Below are 16,147 nucleotides of genomic sequence, written 5' to 3'. Positions count from 1 at the left end.
TTCAAGGAGCAACTGATGCAGAGGGAAGTCGTTGTTGTCAGTGGTGTCCGCACGGCCGTCGGGAAATTCGGCGGCAGTCTGAAGGATCTGCCACCGACTGAGCTCGGCGCGATCGTCGTGCGCGAGGTGCTGGCGCGCGCGCAGCTCGCAGGCGACCAGGTCGGCCACGTCGTGTTCGGAAACGTGATCGCGACCGAGCCCAAAGACCTCTATCTGGCGCGGGTCGCCGCGCTTAACGGCGGCGTCTCCGAAGCGACGCCGGCCTTTACCGTCAACCGGCTTTGCGGGTCGGGCCTGCAGGCGGTCGTCTCTGCTGCGCAAACCATTCTGCTCGGCGACGCGGATGTAGCGATCGGGGGCGGCGCGGAGAACATGAGCCGCGCCCCGTATGTGACGCCCGATGCGCGCTTCGGTGCGCGCATGGGCGACGCCCGCCTGATCGACATGATGCTCGGCGCGCTGAACGATCCATTCCATGCGGTGCCGATGGGGGTTACCGCGGAGAACGTCGCGCAGAAGTACGGCATCACGCGTGACCAGCAAGACGCACTGGCGCTGGAATCGCACCGCCGGGCCACCCGCGCGATCGCCGAGGGACGCTTCAAGGAACAGATCCTCCCGATAACGCGGAAAGTCAAAGGCAAGGAGGTCGTGTTCGATACCGACGAGCATGTGCGTCAGGACGTCGATCTGGCGGAACTCAACGGGCTGCGCCCGGTGTTCCAGAAAGAGCGCGGCACGGTGACGGCTGGCAACGCCTCCGGGATCAACGATGCGGCGGCAGCGGTCCTGATGATGGAGCGCAAGGAGGCTGAAGCGCTCGGACGCAAACCGATGGCACGCCTGGTGTCGTACGCGCATGCGGGAGTCGATCCGCGTTATATGGGCATCGGCCCGGTGCCTGCCACGCGCATCGCGCTGGAGCGGGCCGGCCTCACTATCGGTGACCTTGATGTCATCGAGGCGAACGAGGCGTTTGCCGCGCAGGCGTGTGCGGTGGCGCAGGAGTTGCAGCTCGATGCAGCTAAAGTCAATCCGAACGGCTCGGGCATCTCGCTCGGCCATCCGATCGGCGCGACAGGCGCGCTGATCACGGTCAAGGCGCTTTACGAACTGCAGCGCATCCATGGGCGCTACGCGCTCGTGACGATGTGCATCGGCGGCGGCCAGGGCATCGCGGCCATCTTCGAGAACCTTCAGTGAACAGCACACGAGAACTTGCAGGAGGCGACAGATATGGCAATTGAAACGGTAGGAATCGTCGGCGCGGGCACCATGGGCAATGGCATTGCCCAGACTGCCGCGGTGTCCGGACTGAAGGTCATGATGATCGATCTTGCCGAGGCGGCGTTGGTGAAGGGAATGGCGACGCTTACGTCCAGCCTCGAGCGGCTCGTCGCGAAAGAAAAAATCGATGCAGCCATGCGCGACGCGGCGCTCGCCCGCATCGAGACCTCGACCGACTATCAGCGCCTTGCGAACGTCGATCTCGTGATCGAGGCCGCCACGGAAAGCACCGAACTGAAGGTGCGCATCCTGAAACAGATCGAAGCCTCAGCTCGTGCCGACTCGATCATCGCATCGAACACCTCGTCGATCTCCATCACGGCGCTTGCATCTACGCTGTCAGATGCTTCCCGCTTCGTTGGTATGCATTTCTTTAACCCGGTACCGCTGATGCCGCTGGTGGAGATCATCCGTGGCTTGCAGACGAACGATGCCACTGTGCAGGCGATCCGCGAACTGACGACGCGGTTTGGCAAGTCGCCGATCTGCGTCAAGAACGCCCCAGGTTTTGTGGTCAACCGGATTCTGGTGCCGATGATCAACGAAGCGTTCTTCGTGCTTGCAGAGGGCATTGCGACGGCGGAAGAGATCGACGCCGGCATGTGTCTTGGCGCGAACCACCCGATCGGCCCGCTAGCTCTCGCGGACCTCGTGGGGCTCGATGTCTGCCTGTCCGTGCTAGATGTATTCGCGAAGGATTTCGGTGACCCGAAGTACCGCGCGTGCCCGCTGCTGCGCGAATTCGTGGCCGCCGGCCGGCTTGGTCGAAAGACCGGACAAGGTGTCTACGGCTACGACTGAGCAGCGTGTCGACGAGCGAACTGCACTTATTGTGGGCCGCCAGCCTGGCAGGCTGCGCGATATGTCGCGGGGGTGTCGAAGAGGACCCGGCCGTGGCTTGTAGTTTTCGATCGTCCGACAGGTACTGGAACTCGACTTTATTATTTTGGAAAACCAGATAGATATGGAACACTCAGCGATCAAGGCGACGTTGTCCTTCAGTGACGAGTCGCCGAGCGTCGAAATGCCGATTTACAAGGGCACGATTGGCCCGGATGTGATCGACATTCGCAAACTGTACGGCCAGACCGGCAAATTCACGTACGACCCGGGCTTCATGTCGACGGCGGCGTGCAATTCGGCGATTACCTACATCGACGGCGACAAGGGCGAACTGCTGTACCGCGGCTACCCGATCGACAACCTCGCGCAAAACGCCGACTTCCTCGAAACCTGCTACCTGCTGTTGAACGGCGAGCTGCCGAACGAGAAGCAGAAGGTCGAATTCGTCGGCACCGTCACGAAGCACACGATGGTGCACGAGCAGATGCAGTTCTTCTTCCGCGGCTTCCGTCGCGACGCGCATCCGATGGCAATTCTGGTCGCGGCGGTCGGCGCGCTGTCCGCGTTCTATCACGACTCGCTCGACATCAATAACCCGCGTCACCGCGAAGTGTCGGCGATCCGTATGATCGCGAAGCTGCCCACGCTGGTCGCGATGGCGTACAAGTACAGCATCGGCCAGCCGTTCATGTATCCGAAGAACGACCTGTCGTACAGCGCGAACTTCATGCGCATGATGTTCTCGAACCCGTGCGAAGAGTACGAGGTCAACGACGTGCTGGTGCGCGCGCTCGACCGTATCCTGATCCTGCACGCTGACCACGAGCAGAACGCGTCGACGTCGACCGTGCGGCTCGCCGGTTCGTCGGGCGCGAATCCGTTCGCGTGTATCGCGGCGGGTATCGCGTGTCTTTGGGGCCCGGCGCACGGCGGCGCGAACGAAGCCGCGCTGACCATGCTGGAAGAAATCGGCTCGGTCGACAACATTCCTGAGTTCATCAAGCAGGTGAAGGACAAGAACTCGGGCGTGAAGCTGATGGGCTTCGGCCACCGCGTGTACAAGAACTACGACCCGCGCGCGAAGCTGATGCGCGAGACCTGCTACGAAGTGCTCGAAGAGCTGGGCCTGCACGACGACCCGCTGTTCAAGCTCGCCATGGCACTGGAAAAGATTGCGCTGGAAGACGAATACTTCGTGTCGCGCAAGCTGTACCCGAACGTCGACTTCTACTCGGGCATCGTGCAACGTGCACTGGGCATCCCGACGGCGATGTTCACGTGTATCTTCGCGATGGCACGTACGGTCGGCTGGATTGCGCAGTGGAACGAAATGATCGCCGATCCGGAACAGAAGATTGGTCGTCCACGTCAGTTGTTCGTCGGAAACGGTGCTCGCAGAGTAGCTGATCGCTAGTTCGTATGCGGACATTGTCAACTTGTCCCTGTGATGCGGATTTGCCGTCTCGCGTGACGGCAAATCTGGCTCGTTTCATTTAATAAAACGTTCCCACGACGTCGAAAGAGGGTATATGCACATCGGAGTGCCAGCCGAGACGCGCGCGCACGAAACCCGCGTCGCCGCGACGCCCGAAACGGTCAAGAAGTATGTGACCCAGGGCCACCGGGTCACGATCCAGAGCGGCGCCGGCACCGGCGCCAGCTTTCCTGACGATGCCTTTACGGCCGCCGGCGCGGAGATCGTCGACGCGGCGACCGCGTTCGGCGCCGATCTGGTCCTGAAGGTCCAGTCGCCCACCGACGCCGAATTGCCGTTGCTCAAACGCGGCGCGGTGCTGGTCGGCATGCTCGATCCGTTCAATACCGAAAACTCATCGAAGCTCGCCTCCGCGGGTGTCACCGCCTTCGCGCTCGAAGCCGCGCCACGCACCACGCGGGCACAAAGTCTCGACGTGCTGTCGTCGCAGGCGAACATTGCGGGCTACAAGGCGGTTTTATTGGCCGCCACGCTCTATCCGCGCTTCATGCCGATGCTGATGACCGCGGCCGGCACCGTGAAGGCCGCGCGCGTGCTGATTCTCGGCGCTGGCGTCGCGGGCTTGCAGGCGATCGCGACCGCCAAGCGTCTGGGTGCGGTGATCGAAGCCTCCGACGTCCGCCCCGCCGTGAAAGAGCAGATCGAATCGCTCGGTGCGAAGTTTCTCGACGTGCCCTACGAAACCGACGAGGAGCGCGAAGCCGCGCAAGGCGTCGGCGGCTATGCGCGGCCGATGCCGCCTTCATGGCTGCAACGCCAGTCGGCGCTGGTCCACGAGCGCGCCAGACAGGCGGACGTGGTGATCTCCACCGCGTTGATTCCGGGCCGCGCCGCGCCGACCTTGATTTCAGCGGAAACCGTGCGGGCGATGAAACCCGGCTCCGTACTGGTGGATCTCGCCGCCGGACGCGGCGCGGAGTATGAAGGCCGGCGCGGCGGCAACTGTCCGCTGACCGAAGCGGACCAGGTCGTCACGAAACATGGTGTGATCATCGTCGGCTATACGAATCTGGCCTCGATGGTGCCCGCCGACGCGTCGTCTTTATACGCGCGCAATCTGCTCGACTTCCTCAAGCTGATCATCACGAAGGAAGGGACACTCACCATCGATCTCGCGGACGACATCGTCGCGGCCACGCTGCTGGCCCGTGACGGCGAAGTCACGCGCAAGGCCTGAGCAACCACTAAAGGAGAACGGCGATGGAAGTCATCAATCACACCGTCATCAATCTGATCATTTTCGTGCTGGCGATTTACGTCGGCTACCACGTGGTCTGGAACGTCACGCCCGCGCTGCACACGCCGCTGATGGCCGTGACCAACGCGATTTCGGCGATCGTGATCGTCGGCGCAATGCTCGCCGCGGGCCTGACCCTGGGCACGCCCGGCAAGTTCTTCGGCACGCTCGCGGTCGCGCTGTCGGCAGTCAACGTATTCGGCGGCTTTCTCGTCACACGACGAATGCTGGAGATGTTCCGCAAGAAAGAGCCGAAGAAGCTCCCCGCTGACAAGGCACAATCCACGACACGGGAGAACGCGTAATGAGTCTGAACGTCGTCACGCTGCTTTATCTGGTCGCGTCGGTCTGCTTCATCCAGGCGCTTAAAGGGCTGTCGAATCCGAAGACGGCGCGCATCGGCAATACCTTCGGCATGGCCGGGATGGCGATCGCGATCCTCACCACCATCGCGCTGATCGTCAAGCAGGCGAACGGGCTCGGCTCGAACCTCGGTCTGGGTCTCGGTCTGCTGCTGGTCGCGCTGGTGGTCGGCGGCGCGGTGGGCGCGTTCGTCGCCGCGCGCGTCGAGATGACCAAGATGCCGGAACTGGTCGCGGCCATGCACTCGCTGATCGGTCTCGCGGCCGTGTGTATCGCGTATGCGGTGGTGTCGGAGCCGGCCGCGTTCGGTCTTGTCGATCCGGAGAATACGGCGCCGGGTTTCCTGCCGTACGGTAACCGTATCGAGCTGTTCATCGGCACGTTCGTCGGCGCGATCACGTTCTCGGGTTCGGTGATCGCGTTCGGCAAGCTGTCGGGCAAGTACAGGTTCCGGCTGTTTCAGGGCGCGCCGGTCGTGTACGGCGGCCAGCATCCGATCAACCTGATGCTGGCACTGGCGATGCTCGGCTTCGGCATTCTGTTCTTCCTCACGCAGTCGTGGCTGCCGTTCATCATTATGACGCTGATCGCGTTCGTGCTCGGCGTGCTGATCATCATTCCGATCGGCGGCGCGGATATGCCGGTGGTCGTGTCGATGCTGAACTCGTATTCGGGCTGGGCGGCGGCGGGCATCGGCTTCTCGCTGAACAATCCGATGCTGATCATCGCGGGCTCGCTGGTCGGCTCATCCGGTGCGATCCTGTCGTACATCATGTGCCGCGCGATGAACCGCTCGTTCTTCAACGTGATTCTCGGCGGCTTCGGCAATGAGCCGGGTGCGGCGGCCGCAGGTGGTTCGGCCGAGCAGCGTCCGGTGAAATCCGGTTCGGCCGACGATGCGGCCTTCATGCTCGGCAATGCGGAAACCGTGGTGATCGTGCCGGGTTACGGGCTGGCCGTGGCGCGCGCGCAGCATGCGTTGAAGGAGTTGACCGACAAGCTCGTCGAGAAGGGTATCGAGGTGAAGTACGCGATTCACCCGGTGGCCGGCCGGATGCCGGGACACATGAACGTGCTGCTCGCCGAAGCCGAAGTCGCCTACGACATGGTCTATGAAATGGACGATATCAACGGCGAGTTCGGCCAGGTCGACGTGGTGCTGGTGCTCGGCGCGAACGACGTGGTGAATCCGGCGGCGAAGAACGATCCGAAGTCGCCGATCGCGGGCATGCCGATCATCGAGGCGTACAAGGCGCGCACGGTGATCGTCAACAAGCGTTCGATGGCAGCGGGCTACGCCGGGCTCGACAACGACCTGTTCTACATGGACAAGACGATGATGGTGTTCGGTGATGCGAAGAAGGTGATCGAGGATATGGTTAAGGCGGCGTAACGCCATTGGCACAACAATTGATACCCCGGAAATTTCCCGGTTTGTCGACAAAAAATTTCCCTGAACGATAAGGACCTGCATGAAAGCATCGCGCCGTACTTTTATGATCACGACCGCCGGTGTCGCTTCGAGTCTGGCACTTTCGCGGCTCGCATTCGCCGATTCGCCAAAGTTATCGGACACTGACTCCACGGCTCAGGCGCTCGGCTACAAGTCGGACGCGACCAAGGTCGACAAAGCGAGGTACGCGAAGTACGCGGCCGGTCAGATCTGCGGGAATTGCACCTTCTATCAGGGCAAGCCGAGCGATGCGTTCGCGGCTTGCCCGATGTTCGGAGGCAAGCAGGTCGAGGGCAAGGGCTGGTGCAGTGCCTATAGCAGGAAAGCGTGACGTAGCCGACCGTATCGGCGGTCTCTGAAGCGTCACTTGGCAACGCCAGTAAGAGGCGCGGCAGCAGGACGGCAAAACCAGATAGTTCGTAATACGAGAGTAAAAGGCTGGCCGTACGGGAGCTTTCGCGGGGACAATCCGGTTCAAGGTCATGCTGACGCTCAGCGTCTGCGTGGCGCTGATGGTGGTTATCGGTCTCATGGGTCTGCGCGGTCTCGCAAGGCTCAGCACCGACATGGGCAGCATGTATTCGGCGAGTACCGTGCCGATCGAAGATCTCGCCGCGATGCAAGCGGCGGCGCTGAAGATCCGCCTGCAGATGCGTTACATCCAGGCGTTGCACGAACAGGAGAGGGCGGCGGATCTCGTGGCAGATATCGGCAAGGAGCAGAAGAAGCTCGATGTGGCTTGGCGTGACTACTATCCGGCAAAGATCGCGACGACGGATGAGCGCAGACTGGCCGATCGGGTAGCGAGGTCCTGGCCGCCTTCCGGACGCAATCCGACGACATCGTCGAGGTGCTTCGCTCCGGCAATCTGGACATGGGAGGACGTTCGGCGTGCGATCCAGCGCGTGGTCGAAATCAACGACAGCATCTTCGAAGCTTCAGAAGAACAGCGCGGCGGGATCGGGCAGGTGAACGACGCGGTGAATCGCATGGATCAGGTGCTCCGCAACAATGCTGCCGTGGTCGAGCAGGCCGCGCAGGCGGCGCTCTCGCTGGAGGACCAGGTCGCCGCCCAGCGGTGTGCGATTGCAGTCTTCGAGGTCCGCTCGCAGGCATGCGGGACAGCGACCTGAGCTTGGGGCGACCGGGGTTTCGGGCGCTAATAGTGCCAAGGCGCTCGACGCGCGTTTCATGGAGACCGCCAACCTCCTCCTGCTGGAGGAATCGTCGGGCGTAAGAAACGGCTAGCAACCGGAATGCCACCACGGCGGCCAGAAAAGACAGGGTATCCCCTGTCTATTTTGTTCGCCATTATTTTGTATCATGACCTATGTTTAGTAACGTTTCATATAGGCGGTGTGTCGGGCACGGAGGCTGATGGCAGGAGCCCGGTAGATCGCCGGCGGTGGGTGCTGAAGGTAGAGGAGTAGGAAATGAGCAGCAACGTAGAGTCTTTGCGAAGCCTGATCGAGAAATGGCTTGCCCCCACGCCGGCCTCGCCGATCAGTTTGACCCGGATGAATTACGCGAAGTCGCGGTCTATGCGATGTGTACGTGTGGAGTCGCTTCGGGCGTCGGGAGCCCTGGCGATTATCTTTTTCCGCCACGACGACGGATCGTGGTGCGTGTTTCCTCCCGAGCCGCGGCGGCCGGCAATGCGAGCTTCTCTGTAGCCCGGGTAAGGAAAGCCGACGCATGCGTCGACATTTGAGTGGAGGTTGCGATGGATATCGAAAAGATTGCGAACGACTCGGGTATGCTGCTCGTGCTCGAAGGCCGGATCGGCCGTGAAGAGTACAAGAGCGTGTACGGATCCCTGCATGCTTTGCAGCGCTTTGCCAACAACATTCGCGAGCTGGTCGCCAGCGAAGCCTGTTCCGAGATGCTGCACACGGAAACGAGCTAAGGCGCCATGCGGCGCGGCGATGCCGCGCCGGCGCAAGGACTGCAAGAGAAAGGTGGTCGCGAACCGCGCCACCAGGGTCCGGCAGCGCCGATCAGGAAATGCCATCGTGCCTTTGTCAAAGATCGATCTGAATCTGTTCGTCGTTTTCGAGGCGATCTACAGGACGCGCAATCTCACGCGCGCCGCGGAGATGCTCTTCATCACGCAACCCGCCGTCAGCAATGCGCTGGCGCGCATGCGCAAATCGCTCAACGATCCGCTATTTGTCAGCACCTCGACCGGCATGGCGCCGACGCCCCTCACGGAGAACATCATTGGGCGGGTGCGCGAAGCGCTGCAACTGCTTGACTCGAGCGCGCACGCGGGCGAGCAGTTCGACCCGGCAGCTTCTGAACGCGTGTTCCGGCTCAGCATGACAGACCTGACCGAAGCGCTGTTGCTGCCCGGGCTGGAAGAGGTGTTGCAGCGGCTGGCCCCGGGCATCCGTATTGAAAGCTACTTCACTCCCCGAAGCAACATTCCGGACGCGCTGGCCAACGGCGCCGTGAATCTCGCCATCGACGCCCCTCTGATCGATGACCCTCACCTCGAACACGCGCCGCTGGGCGGGGATCGATATGCATGCATGCTGCGCCACGATCAACCGTTCGCACGCAAGAAACTGTCGATGGACGATTACCTCAGGCTCGGCCATATCCACGTCTCGAGCCGGCGGCAAGGCCCGGGGCTCGTCGACGCCGAACTCAACAAGCTCGGCGTCAGGCGAACGATCCTGACGCGCGTGCAGCACTACCTGGTTGCACCGTTGATCGCAATGCGTACGGACCTCGTGCTGACCGCACCGCTCATGCTGCTGCAACGCTACGATGCCCGCATCCTCGAGCTGCCGTTCGACCTGCCCGAGATGGAGTCGCGCTGCTACTGGCACCGCAGTGCCGCTGAAGATCCGGCGCATCGCTGGTTGCGAGAACAGGTCATCCGCCTGATGGGAGAGACGAGCGCATAGCGGGTTAGTGTTATCACCATATTTTATGACGCGTAATCACAATAATAAATTTTTGGAATGGTATCGAGCTGAGTATGCTGTCGATCAGAACTTATGAGGGATCGCATGGCAGAACTCCATTTGATACGGCATGGCCAGGCGTCCTTCGGCGCCGAGAACTATGACCGGCTCTCAGACATCGGAACGCGCCAGGCGCGTTGGCTTGGCGAATACTTTGCCGATTCCAAACTGTGTTTCGATCGCGTCGTCATTGGCACGATGCGGCGCCATCGGCAGACGGCGGATGCGATTCTTGAAGGATTGGGCAGTCCTGTCGTTGAGATGACGCAACATGCCGGACTGAATGAATACGACTTCGATGCGCTCTATCGGGCGGCGCGTGACGACAACCCGGCATTGAACGCGCTCGCGCAAGGCACTGAGCGACATGCAGATCCGAAACAGCAGCGTCTGCCAGTATTTCTTCAACGCTGATGCGATGTCGCTAGCCGGCTTCAATTGCGTGCCTCACCTCGATCGCCCCGAGGGCCGCGAATTCGTCACCTATGGTTGACCCCGTTTCAGGATGTTTTGCACCTCATGAACGATAACCTTTATTTCGACGCCGACAAACTCTCCCACTACCTCGCATCGCACGTGCCGGGTTTCGAAGGCCCCATGACCGTGGAGAAATTCGCCGGTGGGCAGTCGAATCCGACGTTCCTGCTGCACGCGCGCAGCGGCCGCTACGTGCTACGCCGGCAGCCGCCGGGAACGTTGCTGAAATCGGCGCATGCCGTCGACCGTGAATTCCGCGTGCTGGCCGCACTTGCAAATACACCGGTGCCGGTCGCCCGAGCGTTGCATCTTTGCGAAGATCGCGATGTGATCGGCAGCCTGTTCTACGTGATGAGCTACAAGGAAGGGCGCATTTTCTGGAATCCGGCGCTGCCAGAAATGGCGGCCAGCGAGCGCGGCTCGCTTTATGAATCGCTGATCGAAACGATGGCAGTCCTGCATGACGTGGACGTTGATGCGGTCGGGCTGTCGGACTATGGCCGCAGCGGCAACTATTTCGAGCGTCAGATCGGTGTATGGACCAAGCAGTATCGCGCCGCGGAGACCGGGACGCTGCCGGCGGTGGACGCGTTGATCGAGTGGCTGCCCGCGCATTGTCCTGCCGAATCGGATCGACCGTCGCTGGTGCACGGCGATTTTCGCCTCGATAACCTCATATTCGAGCAAAACGCGCCAACAGTCCGCGCGATTCTCGACTGGGAATTGTCAACGCTCGGCAATCCGCTGGCAGACCTAGCGTACTTCTGCATGTGCCTGCGACTGCCCCCTGAGGGGTATATCACCGGGCTCGGCGGGCTGAATCGCAACTCACTGGGCATTCCCGACGAACCTGCCCTGGTTGAGCGCTACTGCCGGCGTCGCGGGATTTCGTCAATCGCAGACTGGAACTTCTACCTGGCGTTCAGCTTCTTCCGGCTCGCAGCGATCGCGCAGGGCGTCAAGAAGCGGGCGCTGGACGGCAATGCGTCGAGCGACAAGGCGCGCCAGGTTGGTGAGATGGCAGGTACGCTCGCGCAGATGGGCGTTGATCTTCGTTGACCTTTGATGCGGACGGGACGTGCACGCGTTGGTGGCGTGTGTGAGGAATCGGCAGGATTCAGTTGACCGCGAATATTGGAGACAGTTGTGACGACGAATTTATTTGATCTGACGGGAAAGATTGCGCTCGTGACCGGTGCGAGCCGCGGCATTGGCGAGGAAATTGCGAAGCTGCTCGCCGAGCAGGGCGCGCATGTAATTGTCTCGAGCCGCAAGCTGGAGGACTGTGAAGGTGTGGTCGGGGGGATCCGGTCGGCCGGCGGGAGCGCGCAGGCGCTTGCATGCCACGTCGGCCGGGTTGACGACATTCTTCTTGCATTCCAGACCATCCGCAGCCACCACGGGCGCCTGGATATTCTGGTCAATAACGCCGCCGCAAATCCGTATTTTGGGCATGTGCTCGATACCGATCTGGCGGCGTTCGAAAAGACAGTCGAGGTGAATCTGCGCGGCTACTTCTTCATGTCTGTCGAGGCAGGCAAGCTGATGCGCGATAACGGCGGCGGGGCTATCGTCAATACGGCGTCGGTCAACGCGCTGCAACCGGGCGACAAACAGGCCATCTACTCGATCACGAAAGCCGCCGTCGTCAATATGACGCGTGCGTTCGCGAAGGAGTGCGGCCCGCTGGGTATCCGCGTGAACGCGCTGCTGCCAGGGTTGACGAAGACCCGTTTCGCCGGCGCCCTGTTCGAGGATCAGGAAACTTATGATCGTTGGCTCTCGAAGGTTCCACTGCGCCGCCACGCGGAGCCCCGCGAGATGGCGGGAACGGTGCTGTATCTGGTTTCTGATGCGGCCAGTTATACGAACGGCGAATGCATTGTCGTCGACGGCGGTTTGACGCTCTAGCCATTGGCGGCGGGCACGGTCTCAGTCGTTTCAAGCGGACATTTTGCAAGGAAGAATCATCATGGATTTTGGCTATACCCCCAAGGTCGAAGCGTTGTGCGAGCAGTTGCGCGCCTTCATGGATAAACACATCGTCCCGCGCATCCGGCAGTGGCACGATGAGGTGAACCAGGGGCAGTACCCTGTGTCGTTCATGGAGTCGCTCAAGGAGCAGGCTCGTGCCGAGGGCCTGTGGAACCTGTTCCTGCCGCATCTGCGGGACGACGAGCCGGGCACGCGGCTGACCAATCTGGAATACGCGCCGCTCGCGGAAATCATGGGGCGGGTGTCGTGGGCGTCGGAAGTCTTCAACTGCAACGCGCCCGACACCGGCAACATGGAACTGCTGCACATGTTCGCTACGCCTGCCCAGCGTGACCAGTGGCTGACGCCGTTGCTCGATGGCAGGATTCGCTCGGCTTTCGCGATGACGGAACCTGAGGTCGCATCTTCGGATGCGACCAACATTACGACCTCGATTCGCCGGGACGGCGACGACTATGTGATCAACGGCCACAAATGGTTCATCACGAACGCCGCGCATCCTCATTGCAAGTTGTTCATCGTGATGGGCAAGACCGACCAGCAGGCACCGGCGCACCGGCAGCAGAGCATGATTCTCGTCCCCAGGGACACCGCAGGTATCGAGATCGTGCGCAACATAACGGTGGTCAATCACGTTGCGCCGGAAGGGCACTGCGAGATCGTGTTCCGCGATGTTCGGGTACCGGCAGCCAATCTGCTCGGTGAAGAGGGCAGCGGTTTCGCGCTGGCTCAGGCGCGTCTTGGACCGGGGCGCATCCACCACTGCATGCGCTCGATCGGCGCGGCCGAGCTTGCTCTCGAATTGATGGTCGAGCGCGCTCAGTCGCGCACGACGTTCGGCAAGGCGCTGCATGAGCACGGCGCGGTCGGCGAATGGATCGCGAAGTCGCGCATCGAAATCGAGCAGGCGAGGCTGCTCGTGCTGAGGGCGGCCTGGATGATCGACCGGGTTGGGGCCAAAGAAGCACGCAAGGAGATCTCGATGATCAAGGCGCTCGTGCCAACGGTGTACGCCAATGTTTGCGAGCGAGCGATGCAGGTTTTCGGTGCGATGGGACTGAGCCCTGATACGCCATTGGCCGACAACTGGACCTGGGCACGCGCGCTGCGCTTTGCCGACGGTCCAGATGAAGTGCATTTGCAAGGCATTGCGCGCATGGAAATCAAGGCACGGCCGTACGTTGCGGGAGCAACCAATGCCTATCTGATAATGCCTGCACGGGACTGACCGCGGCGAGTGGCCGGGCGACGTCAACGTGTTGCGGCACCTTGCCGCAAAATACTCCTCGTCGCGATTTCACGACGCGCATTTTTCATGCCGTCACAAGGCTCTGTCAACTTGGCGGGCGTAGGGTAATTACGTAGCCAAAGCGTAGCTATCCTTATCAGATAACTTCCTCGAGTGCGGCAATAACAGTCCAACCACGCCATGTGGCGAAGCGTTCTTTGAGTACGGCACGATGCCATGCCGCGTTCATTTGATGTGTGGGCAACGCGAAGTGCTGCCGTATCGGTCCGAAGCATGAGAGGAATTCCTGCGTGCGACGCGCATCGCGAAAGCCGCACATCTGGCGTTCGCGCCTGCGGGTCGGCTGATGGCTGTTCTCGGCACGGTTGTTCACGCGTGCAGCCGCCTTGACGAAAACGTGCTTCACATGAGCGAGCTCAGGAATATCAGCCTTCGCCGCCGGATAGCTGCGCAACTGGTCGGTAACGATCTTGCGCGGCACCGGGTTTGAACGCAGCACCCGCCGGAAGAAGCGCTTTGCCGCAGTCTTGTCGCGCCGCTTTTGCACCAGCAATGCTCATTTCTCACTCAAGCATATTGGCGACTATATTGGCCATCGAAGCATCTCTTCTACCCAGATTTACGGCAAGCTGGCGATCGATCAACTACGCGATGTCGCGCAAGGCGATGGGGAGGATGTGCTATGAGATCTCCCACCCGCTTCCGGAGCTTTCTTGGTCCAGATATCGAACGGTTCCTCGGCTACAAGCGTAAAATCTGACACCCACAGCGCGTTAGGTCGTTCGGCCTTGAACTGCCGCTGCATGCGGTCCAGCGGGCAAGGTCTCGAACTGTCGCTAACGGTCGTCCTGATGAATCTGCCGCGCCGTACACCCCGCAGGCCCAGCTTCTTCATCAACCGCTCTACCGTGCAGCGGGCCCCCTGGATGCCTTCGCGTGCGAGTTGCAGCCAGACCTTGCGGACTCCGTACACCTGGAAGTTCTCCTCCCAAACGCGCCGGATTTCCCCGCATAGCATTGCGTCACGCTGGGCCCGTGCCGTCCGGCGTGCTGGATCGGCCCGCCGAGCCACATGCTTGTAATACGTCGACGGGGCGATCGGCAGCACCCGCAGATCGGCTCGACCCCATAGACCTGCCGGTGATCATCGATGAACGTGATCATCACTTCGGTCGGCGGTCGAGCTCCGCCTGTGCGAAATACGCCGATGCTTTGCGCAGGATTTCATTAACCTGGCGCAACTCGCGAACCCGCTCCTGCAGTTGCTTCTTCCAGTCTGTGATCTGGTTCGGATGGACATCAAATTGCTGGGCCAGCTCTGCCAGGGTTTCTTGTCGCCCTTGAGCGCCGCAAGTGCCACCTTTGCCTTGAACGCCGGTGAATGTGTTCGTCGGTTTCGTTTCGTCATCTTCTGGTTCCTTCGCCGGCCATTATGACCGACTCACTCCCCAGCTTTTCCACTCAATCAACTGTCCGAATTCCCGGAGCCACCTCTGCCAGTGGTCACAGGTCTGCACATTGGTGGTCGGCCATGTGTAGCGAGCTATGAGCGTAGTCGGCTTTCGGCCGGCGCCTCCGCCCGAAGGACAACATGAACATGATTATGGCAAGAGCCGATGCGGCAATGAGTGTTATCGTCGCGACACCTTTAGACCCTCGCGGATTGCGCGATCGCACTGGCGGCAGCATGTGCATCGATCCTGATCGCGCTGTCTTCGCACACCGTCATCTATGTCAGGTGATGGTTAGCACAAGCAGCGCGCCGACGACGAATTGATAGATCGTATGACCCCGCGAAGTCAGCACGATAAAAATGCCGGCTAAAGGCCGCCACGTAATCCGCCACTTTCAGTAGAGAATCGTCCGGTCATTGAGCCCGTCATCGGCGCGCAGAGATTCATATGCATAGCTACGCATCGACAAAGTAACGAGATTCGGCGAATAGTTGCCGGCGTTCTCGCCTAACACGCGTACAAGGAGTGTGGTGGGTTCCGTCAAAATCACAATCACAAGCAGATCGAAATCAAAGATCGATTTGCGGTGGTGAAGATATTCCGTAGCGAGACTACGTGCCCTCAGGCCTGCAGGTGACAGACAAAGTGGCATGAAGCAGCAGTCGGCACTTGGGCATTACCCTTTTCCTTCACAGTTTCTCGCCCCGACAGGCGGAAATGCGTGAACCGGGAAGATATGTTGCACATCTTCAGCGACGCGCGCCACACAGATTTCGCAGCACCGATAGCATGCCCACGGGAACGAGACGGATGGGCATGGTTCGCGATGCTTGCATGGCTGTGCGAGTTCGAAAATTCAATCGGAGAGAAACGCTTCATGGCTATCTCCGTGAAAATCTCAATAACATAAATGAGATGGTACGGGAATAACATTTTTCATTGTATCGAACCAGTCAGAAATGATGCTGCTACCAGGAATTTCGACTGCAGCAGGAAATCGTGTGACAACTTCACTGTTCGGCACAGCCATGAACGTGCCCTATCCGAACCTCGCCGCACGCCTGTTCGACACGCCGCTCTCGCGCCAACGGTTCGATGAAAATGGGCGAGCAATGGGTTGGCCACTGTCGATACGGGCAGCCCTATCTGGTCAGACAATCGCGCGCGGAAATCAGTGCTTGTGAAAGACTGCGAACAAAAAATTCGTACCAGTCTCACTGCGTTGTCGCGGCTGTCTGATTTCGCGGGGTCACCGATATCCGGACAATTGGAGCCAGTACGAAATCTCGTGTTTCGTTCACCAAGGTCACCCGAATTAGCCG

Annotated in this window: 17 protein-coding genes, 2 pseudogenes and 1 other annotated feature; of the genes and pseudogenes, 15 read left to right on the top strand and 4 right to left on the bottom strand. The window is 60.6% G+C overall.

The window, feature by feature from the left end; translation table 11 throughout:
* Positions 1–15 precede the first annotated feature (15 nt).
* From bktB to OKW26_RS14960, 14 genes are all read left to right on the top strand, one after another.
* Entirely contained in the window at positions 16–1,203 is a 1,188-nt protein-coding gene (bktB, locus tag OKW26_RS15025; RefSeq protein WP_429354108.1) for a beta-ketothiolase BktB, read from the top strand.
* Between the two features lie 33 nt (positions 1,204–1,236).
* Complete coding sequence (locus OKW26_RS15020) at positions 1,237–2,088, top strand: 3-hydroxybutyryl-CoA dehydrogenase (RefSeq protein WP_429354107.1); 852 nt, start codon at positions 1,237–1,239, stop codon at positions 2,086–2,088.
* Between the two features lie 163 nt (positions 2,089–2,251).
* Positions 2,252–3,544, top strand: coding sequence for a citrate synthase (gene gltA, locus OKW26_RS15015; RefSeq protein WP_429354106.1), 1,293 nt, complete (start codon positions 2,252–2,254; stop codon positions 3,542–3,544).
* A 115-nt stretch (positions 3,545–3,659) separates the two neighbouring features.
* Positions 3,660–4,802 (top strand): Re/Si-specific NAD(P)(+) transhydrogenase subunit alpha, encoded by a 1,143-nt coding sequence (locus OKW26_RS15010; RefSeq protein WP_429354105.1) that lies wholly within the window; start codon positions 3,660–3,662, stop codon positions 4,800–4,802.
* 23 nt (positions 4,803–4,825) lie between these two features.
* The gene (locus tag OKW26_RS15005; protein WP_429354104.1) at positions 4,826–5,167 is read left to right on the top strand and encodes an NAD(P) transhydrogenase subunit alpha; all 342 of its coding nucleotides are present in this window, start codon (positions 4,826–4,828) and stop codon (positions 5,165–5,167) included.
* Positions 5,167–6,618: an NAD(P)(+) transhydrogenase (Re/Si-specific) subunit beta gene (locus OKW26_RS15000; RefSeq protein ID WP_429354103.1), complete on the top strand. Its 1,452-nt coding sequence runs from the start codon at positions 5,167–5,169 to the stop codon at positions 6,616–6,618. Before OKW26_RS15005 ends, OKW26_RS15000 begins: the two co-directional genes overlap by 1 nt.
* 79 nt (positions 6,619–6,697) lie before the next feature.
* Positions 6,698–7,009, top strand: a complete 312-nt coding sequence (locus tag OKW26_RS14995) for a high-potential iron-sulfur protein (protein WP_429354102.1) — start codon at positions 6,698–6,700, stop codon at positions 7,007–7,009.
* 136 nt (positions 7,010–7,145) lie between these two features.
* The gene (locus OKW26_RS14990) at positions 7,146–7,811 is read left to right on the top strand and encodes an MCP four helix bundle domain-containing protein (protein WP_429354245.1); all 666 of its coding nucleotides are present in this window, start codon (positions 7,146–7,148) and stop codon (positions 7,809–7,811) included.
* 590 nt (positions 7,812–8,401) lie between these two features.
* Positions 8,402–8,584, top strand: coding sequence for a hypothetical protein (locus tag OKW26_RS14985; RefSeq protein WP_429354101.1), 183 nt, complete (start codon positions 8,402–8,404; stop codon positions 8,582–8,584).
* Between the two features lie 106 nt (positions 8,585–8,690).
* Positions 8,691–9,590: a LysR family transcriptional regulator gene (locus tag OKW26_RS14980; protein WP_429354244.1), complete on the top strand. Its 900-nt coding sequence runs from the start codon at positions 8,691–8,693 to the stop codon at positions 9,588–9,590.
* Positions 9,591–9,695: 105 nt separating this feature from the next.
* Complete coding sequence (locus OKW26_RS14975; RefSeq protein WP_429354100.1) at positions 9,696–10,064, top strand: histidine phosphatase family protein; 369 nt, start codon at positions 9,696–9,698, stop codon at positions 10,062–10,064.
* A gap of 105 nt (positions 10,065–10,169) precedes the next feature.
* Positions 10,170–11,186: a phosphotransferase gene (locus OKW26_RS14970; RefSeq protein ID WP_429354099.1), complete on the top strand. Its 1,017-nt coding sequence runs from the start codon at positions 10,170–10,172 to the stop codon at positions 11,184–11,186.
* Positions 11,187–11,273: 87 nt separating this feature from the next.
* On the top strand, positions 11,274–12,038 hold the full coding sequence (locus OKW26_RS14965) for an SDR family oxidoreductase (protein WP_429354243.1): 765 nt from the start codon (positions 11,274–11,276) through the stop codon (positions 12,036–12,038).
* Between the two features lie 61 nt (positions 12,039–12,099).
* The gene (locus OKW26_RS14960) at positions 12,100–13,350 is read left to right on the top strand and encodes an acyl-CoA dehydrogenase family protein (protein ID WP_429354098.1); all 1,251 of its coding nucleotides are present in this window, start codon (positions 12,100–12,102) and stop codon (positions 13,348–13,350) included.
* Between the two features lie 157 nt (positions 13,351–13,507).
* Here the strand turns inward: OKW26_RS14960 and OKW26_RS14955 are convergent.
* Positions 13,508–13,924 (bottom strand): annotated as a pseudogene (locus OKW26_RS14955) (DDE-type integrase/transposase/recombinase); the annotation flags it as partial.
* Between OKW26_RS14955 and OKW26_RS14950 the strand changes: the two are divergent.
* Entirely contained in the window at positions 13,842–14,057 is a 216-nt protein-coding gene (locus OKW26_RS14950; protein ID WP_429354260.1) for a hypothetical protein, read from the top strand. The pseudogene OKW26_RS14955 and the gene OKW26_RS14950 sit on opposite strands and share 83 nt — an antisense overlap.
* Before the next feature lie 62 nt (positions 14,058–14,119).
* Here OKW26_RS14950 and OKW26_RS14945 read toward each other — a convergent pair.
* From OKW26_RS14945 to OKW26_RS14935, 3 genes and pseudogenes are all read right to left on the bottom strand, one after another.
* Positions 14,120–14,779: pseudogene (locus OKW26_RS14945) on the bottom strand (transposase); the annotation flags it as partial.
* Positions 14,462–14,577: a sequence feature (AL1L pseudoknot), on the bottom strand. It overlaps the preceding pseudogene by 116 nt.
* 326 nt (positions 14,780–15,105) lie before the next feature.
* Entirely contained in the window at positions 15,106–15,210 is a 105-nt protein-coding gene (locus OKW26_RS14940) for a BCCT family transporter (protein ID WP_184060798.1), read from the bottom strand.
* Between the two features lie 236 nt (positions 15,211–15,446).
* A complete protein-coding gene (locus OKW26_RS14935) occupies positions 15,447–15,704 on the bottom strand; it encodes a hypothetical protein (protein WP_429354097.1) in 258 nt (85 codons plus the stop codon).
* Between the last annotated feature and the right edge of the window lie 443 nt (positions 15,705–16,147).

This window comes from Paraburkholderia sp. 32, from assembly GCF_050435345.1.
GTDB classification, from domain to species: Bacteria; Pseudomonadota; Gammaproteobacteria; order Burkholderiales; family Burkholderiaceae; genus Paraburkholderia; species Paraburkholderia tuberum.
Note: the sequence above shows the minus strand (reverse complement) of the source record. Positions and strands in the feature narration are given on the sequence as shown.

Excerpts from the sequence above, each read along its gene's own strand:
- OKW26_RS14995 (WP_429354102.1), top strand. The coding sequence starts at position 6,698 with ATGAAAGCATCGCGCCGTACTTTTATGATCACGACCGCCGGTGTCGCT.
- OKW26_RS14975 (WP_429354100.1), top strand. The coding sequence starts at position 9,696 with ATGGCAGAACTCCATTTGATACGGCATGGCCAGGCGTCCTTCGGCGCC.
- OKW26_RS15005 (WP_429354104.1), top strand. The coding sequence starts at position 4,826 with ATGGAAGTCATCAATCACACCGTCATCAATCTGATCATTTTCGTGCTG.
- OKW26_RS14960 (WP_429354098.1), top strand. The coding sequence starts at position 12,100 with ATGGATTTTGGCTATACCCCCAAGGTCGAAGCGTTGTGCGAGCAGTTG.
- OKW26_RS15020 (WP_429354107.1), top strand. The coding sequence starts at position 1,237 with ATGGCAATTGAAACGGTAGGAATCGTCGGCGCGGGCACCATGGGCAAT.
- bktB (WP_429354108.1), top strand. The coding sequence starts at position 16 with ATGCAGAGGGAAGTCGTTGTTGTCAGTGGTGTCCGCACGGCCGTCGGG.
- OKW26_RS14985 (WP_429354101.1), top strand. The coding sequence starts at position 8,402 with ATGGATATCGAAAAGATTGCGAACGACTCGGGTATGCTGCTCGTGCTC.
- OKW26_RS15000 (WP_429354103.1), top strand. The coding sequence starts at position 5,167 with ATGAGTCTGAACGTCGTCACGCTGCTTTATCTGGTCGCGTCGGTCTGC.
- OKW26_RS15010 (WP_429354105.1), top strand. The coding sequence starts at position 3,660 with ATGCACATCGGAGTGCCAGCCGAGACGCGCGCGCACGAAACCCGCGTC.
- OKW26_RS14935 (WP_429354097.1), bottom strand. The coding sequence starts at position 15,704 with ATGAAGCGTTTCTCTCCGATTGAATTTTCGAACTCGCACAGCCATGCA.
- gltA (WP_429354106.1), top strand. The coding sequence starts at position 2,252 with ATGGAACACTCAGCGATCAAGGCGACGTTGTCCTTCAGTGACGAGTCG.
- OKW26_RS14970 (WP_429354099.1), top strand. The coding sequence starts at position 10,170 with ATGAACGATAACCTTTATTTCGACGCCGACAAACTCTCCCACTACCTC.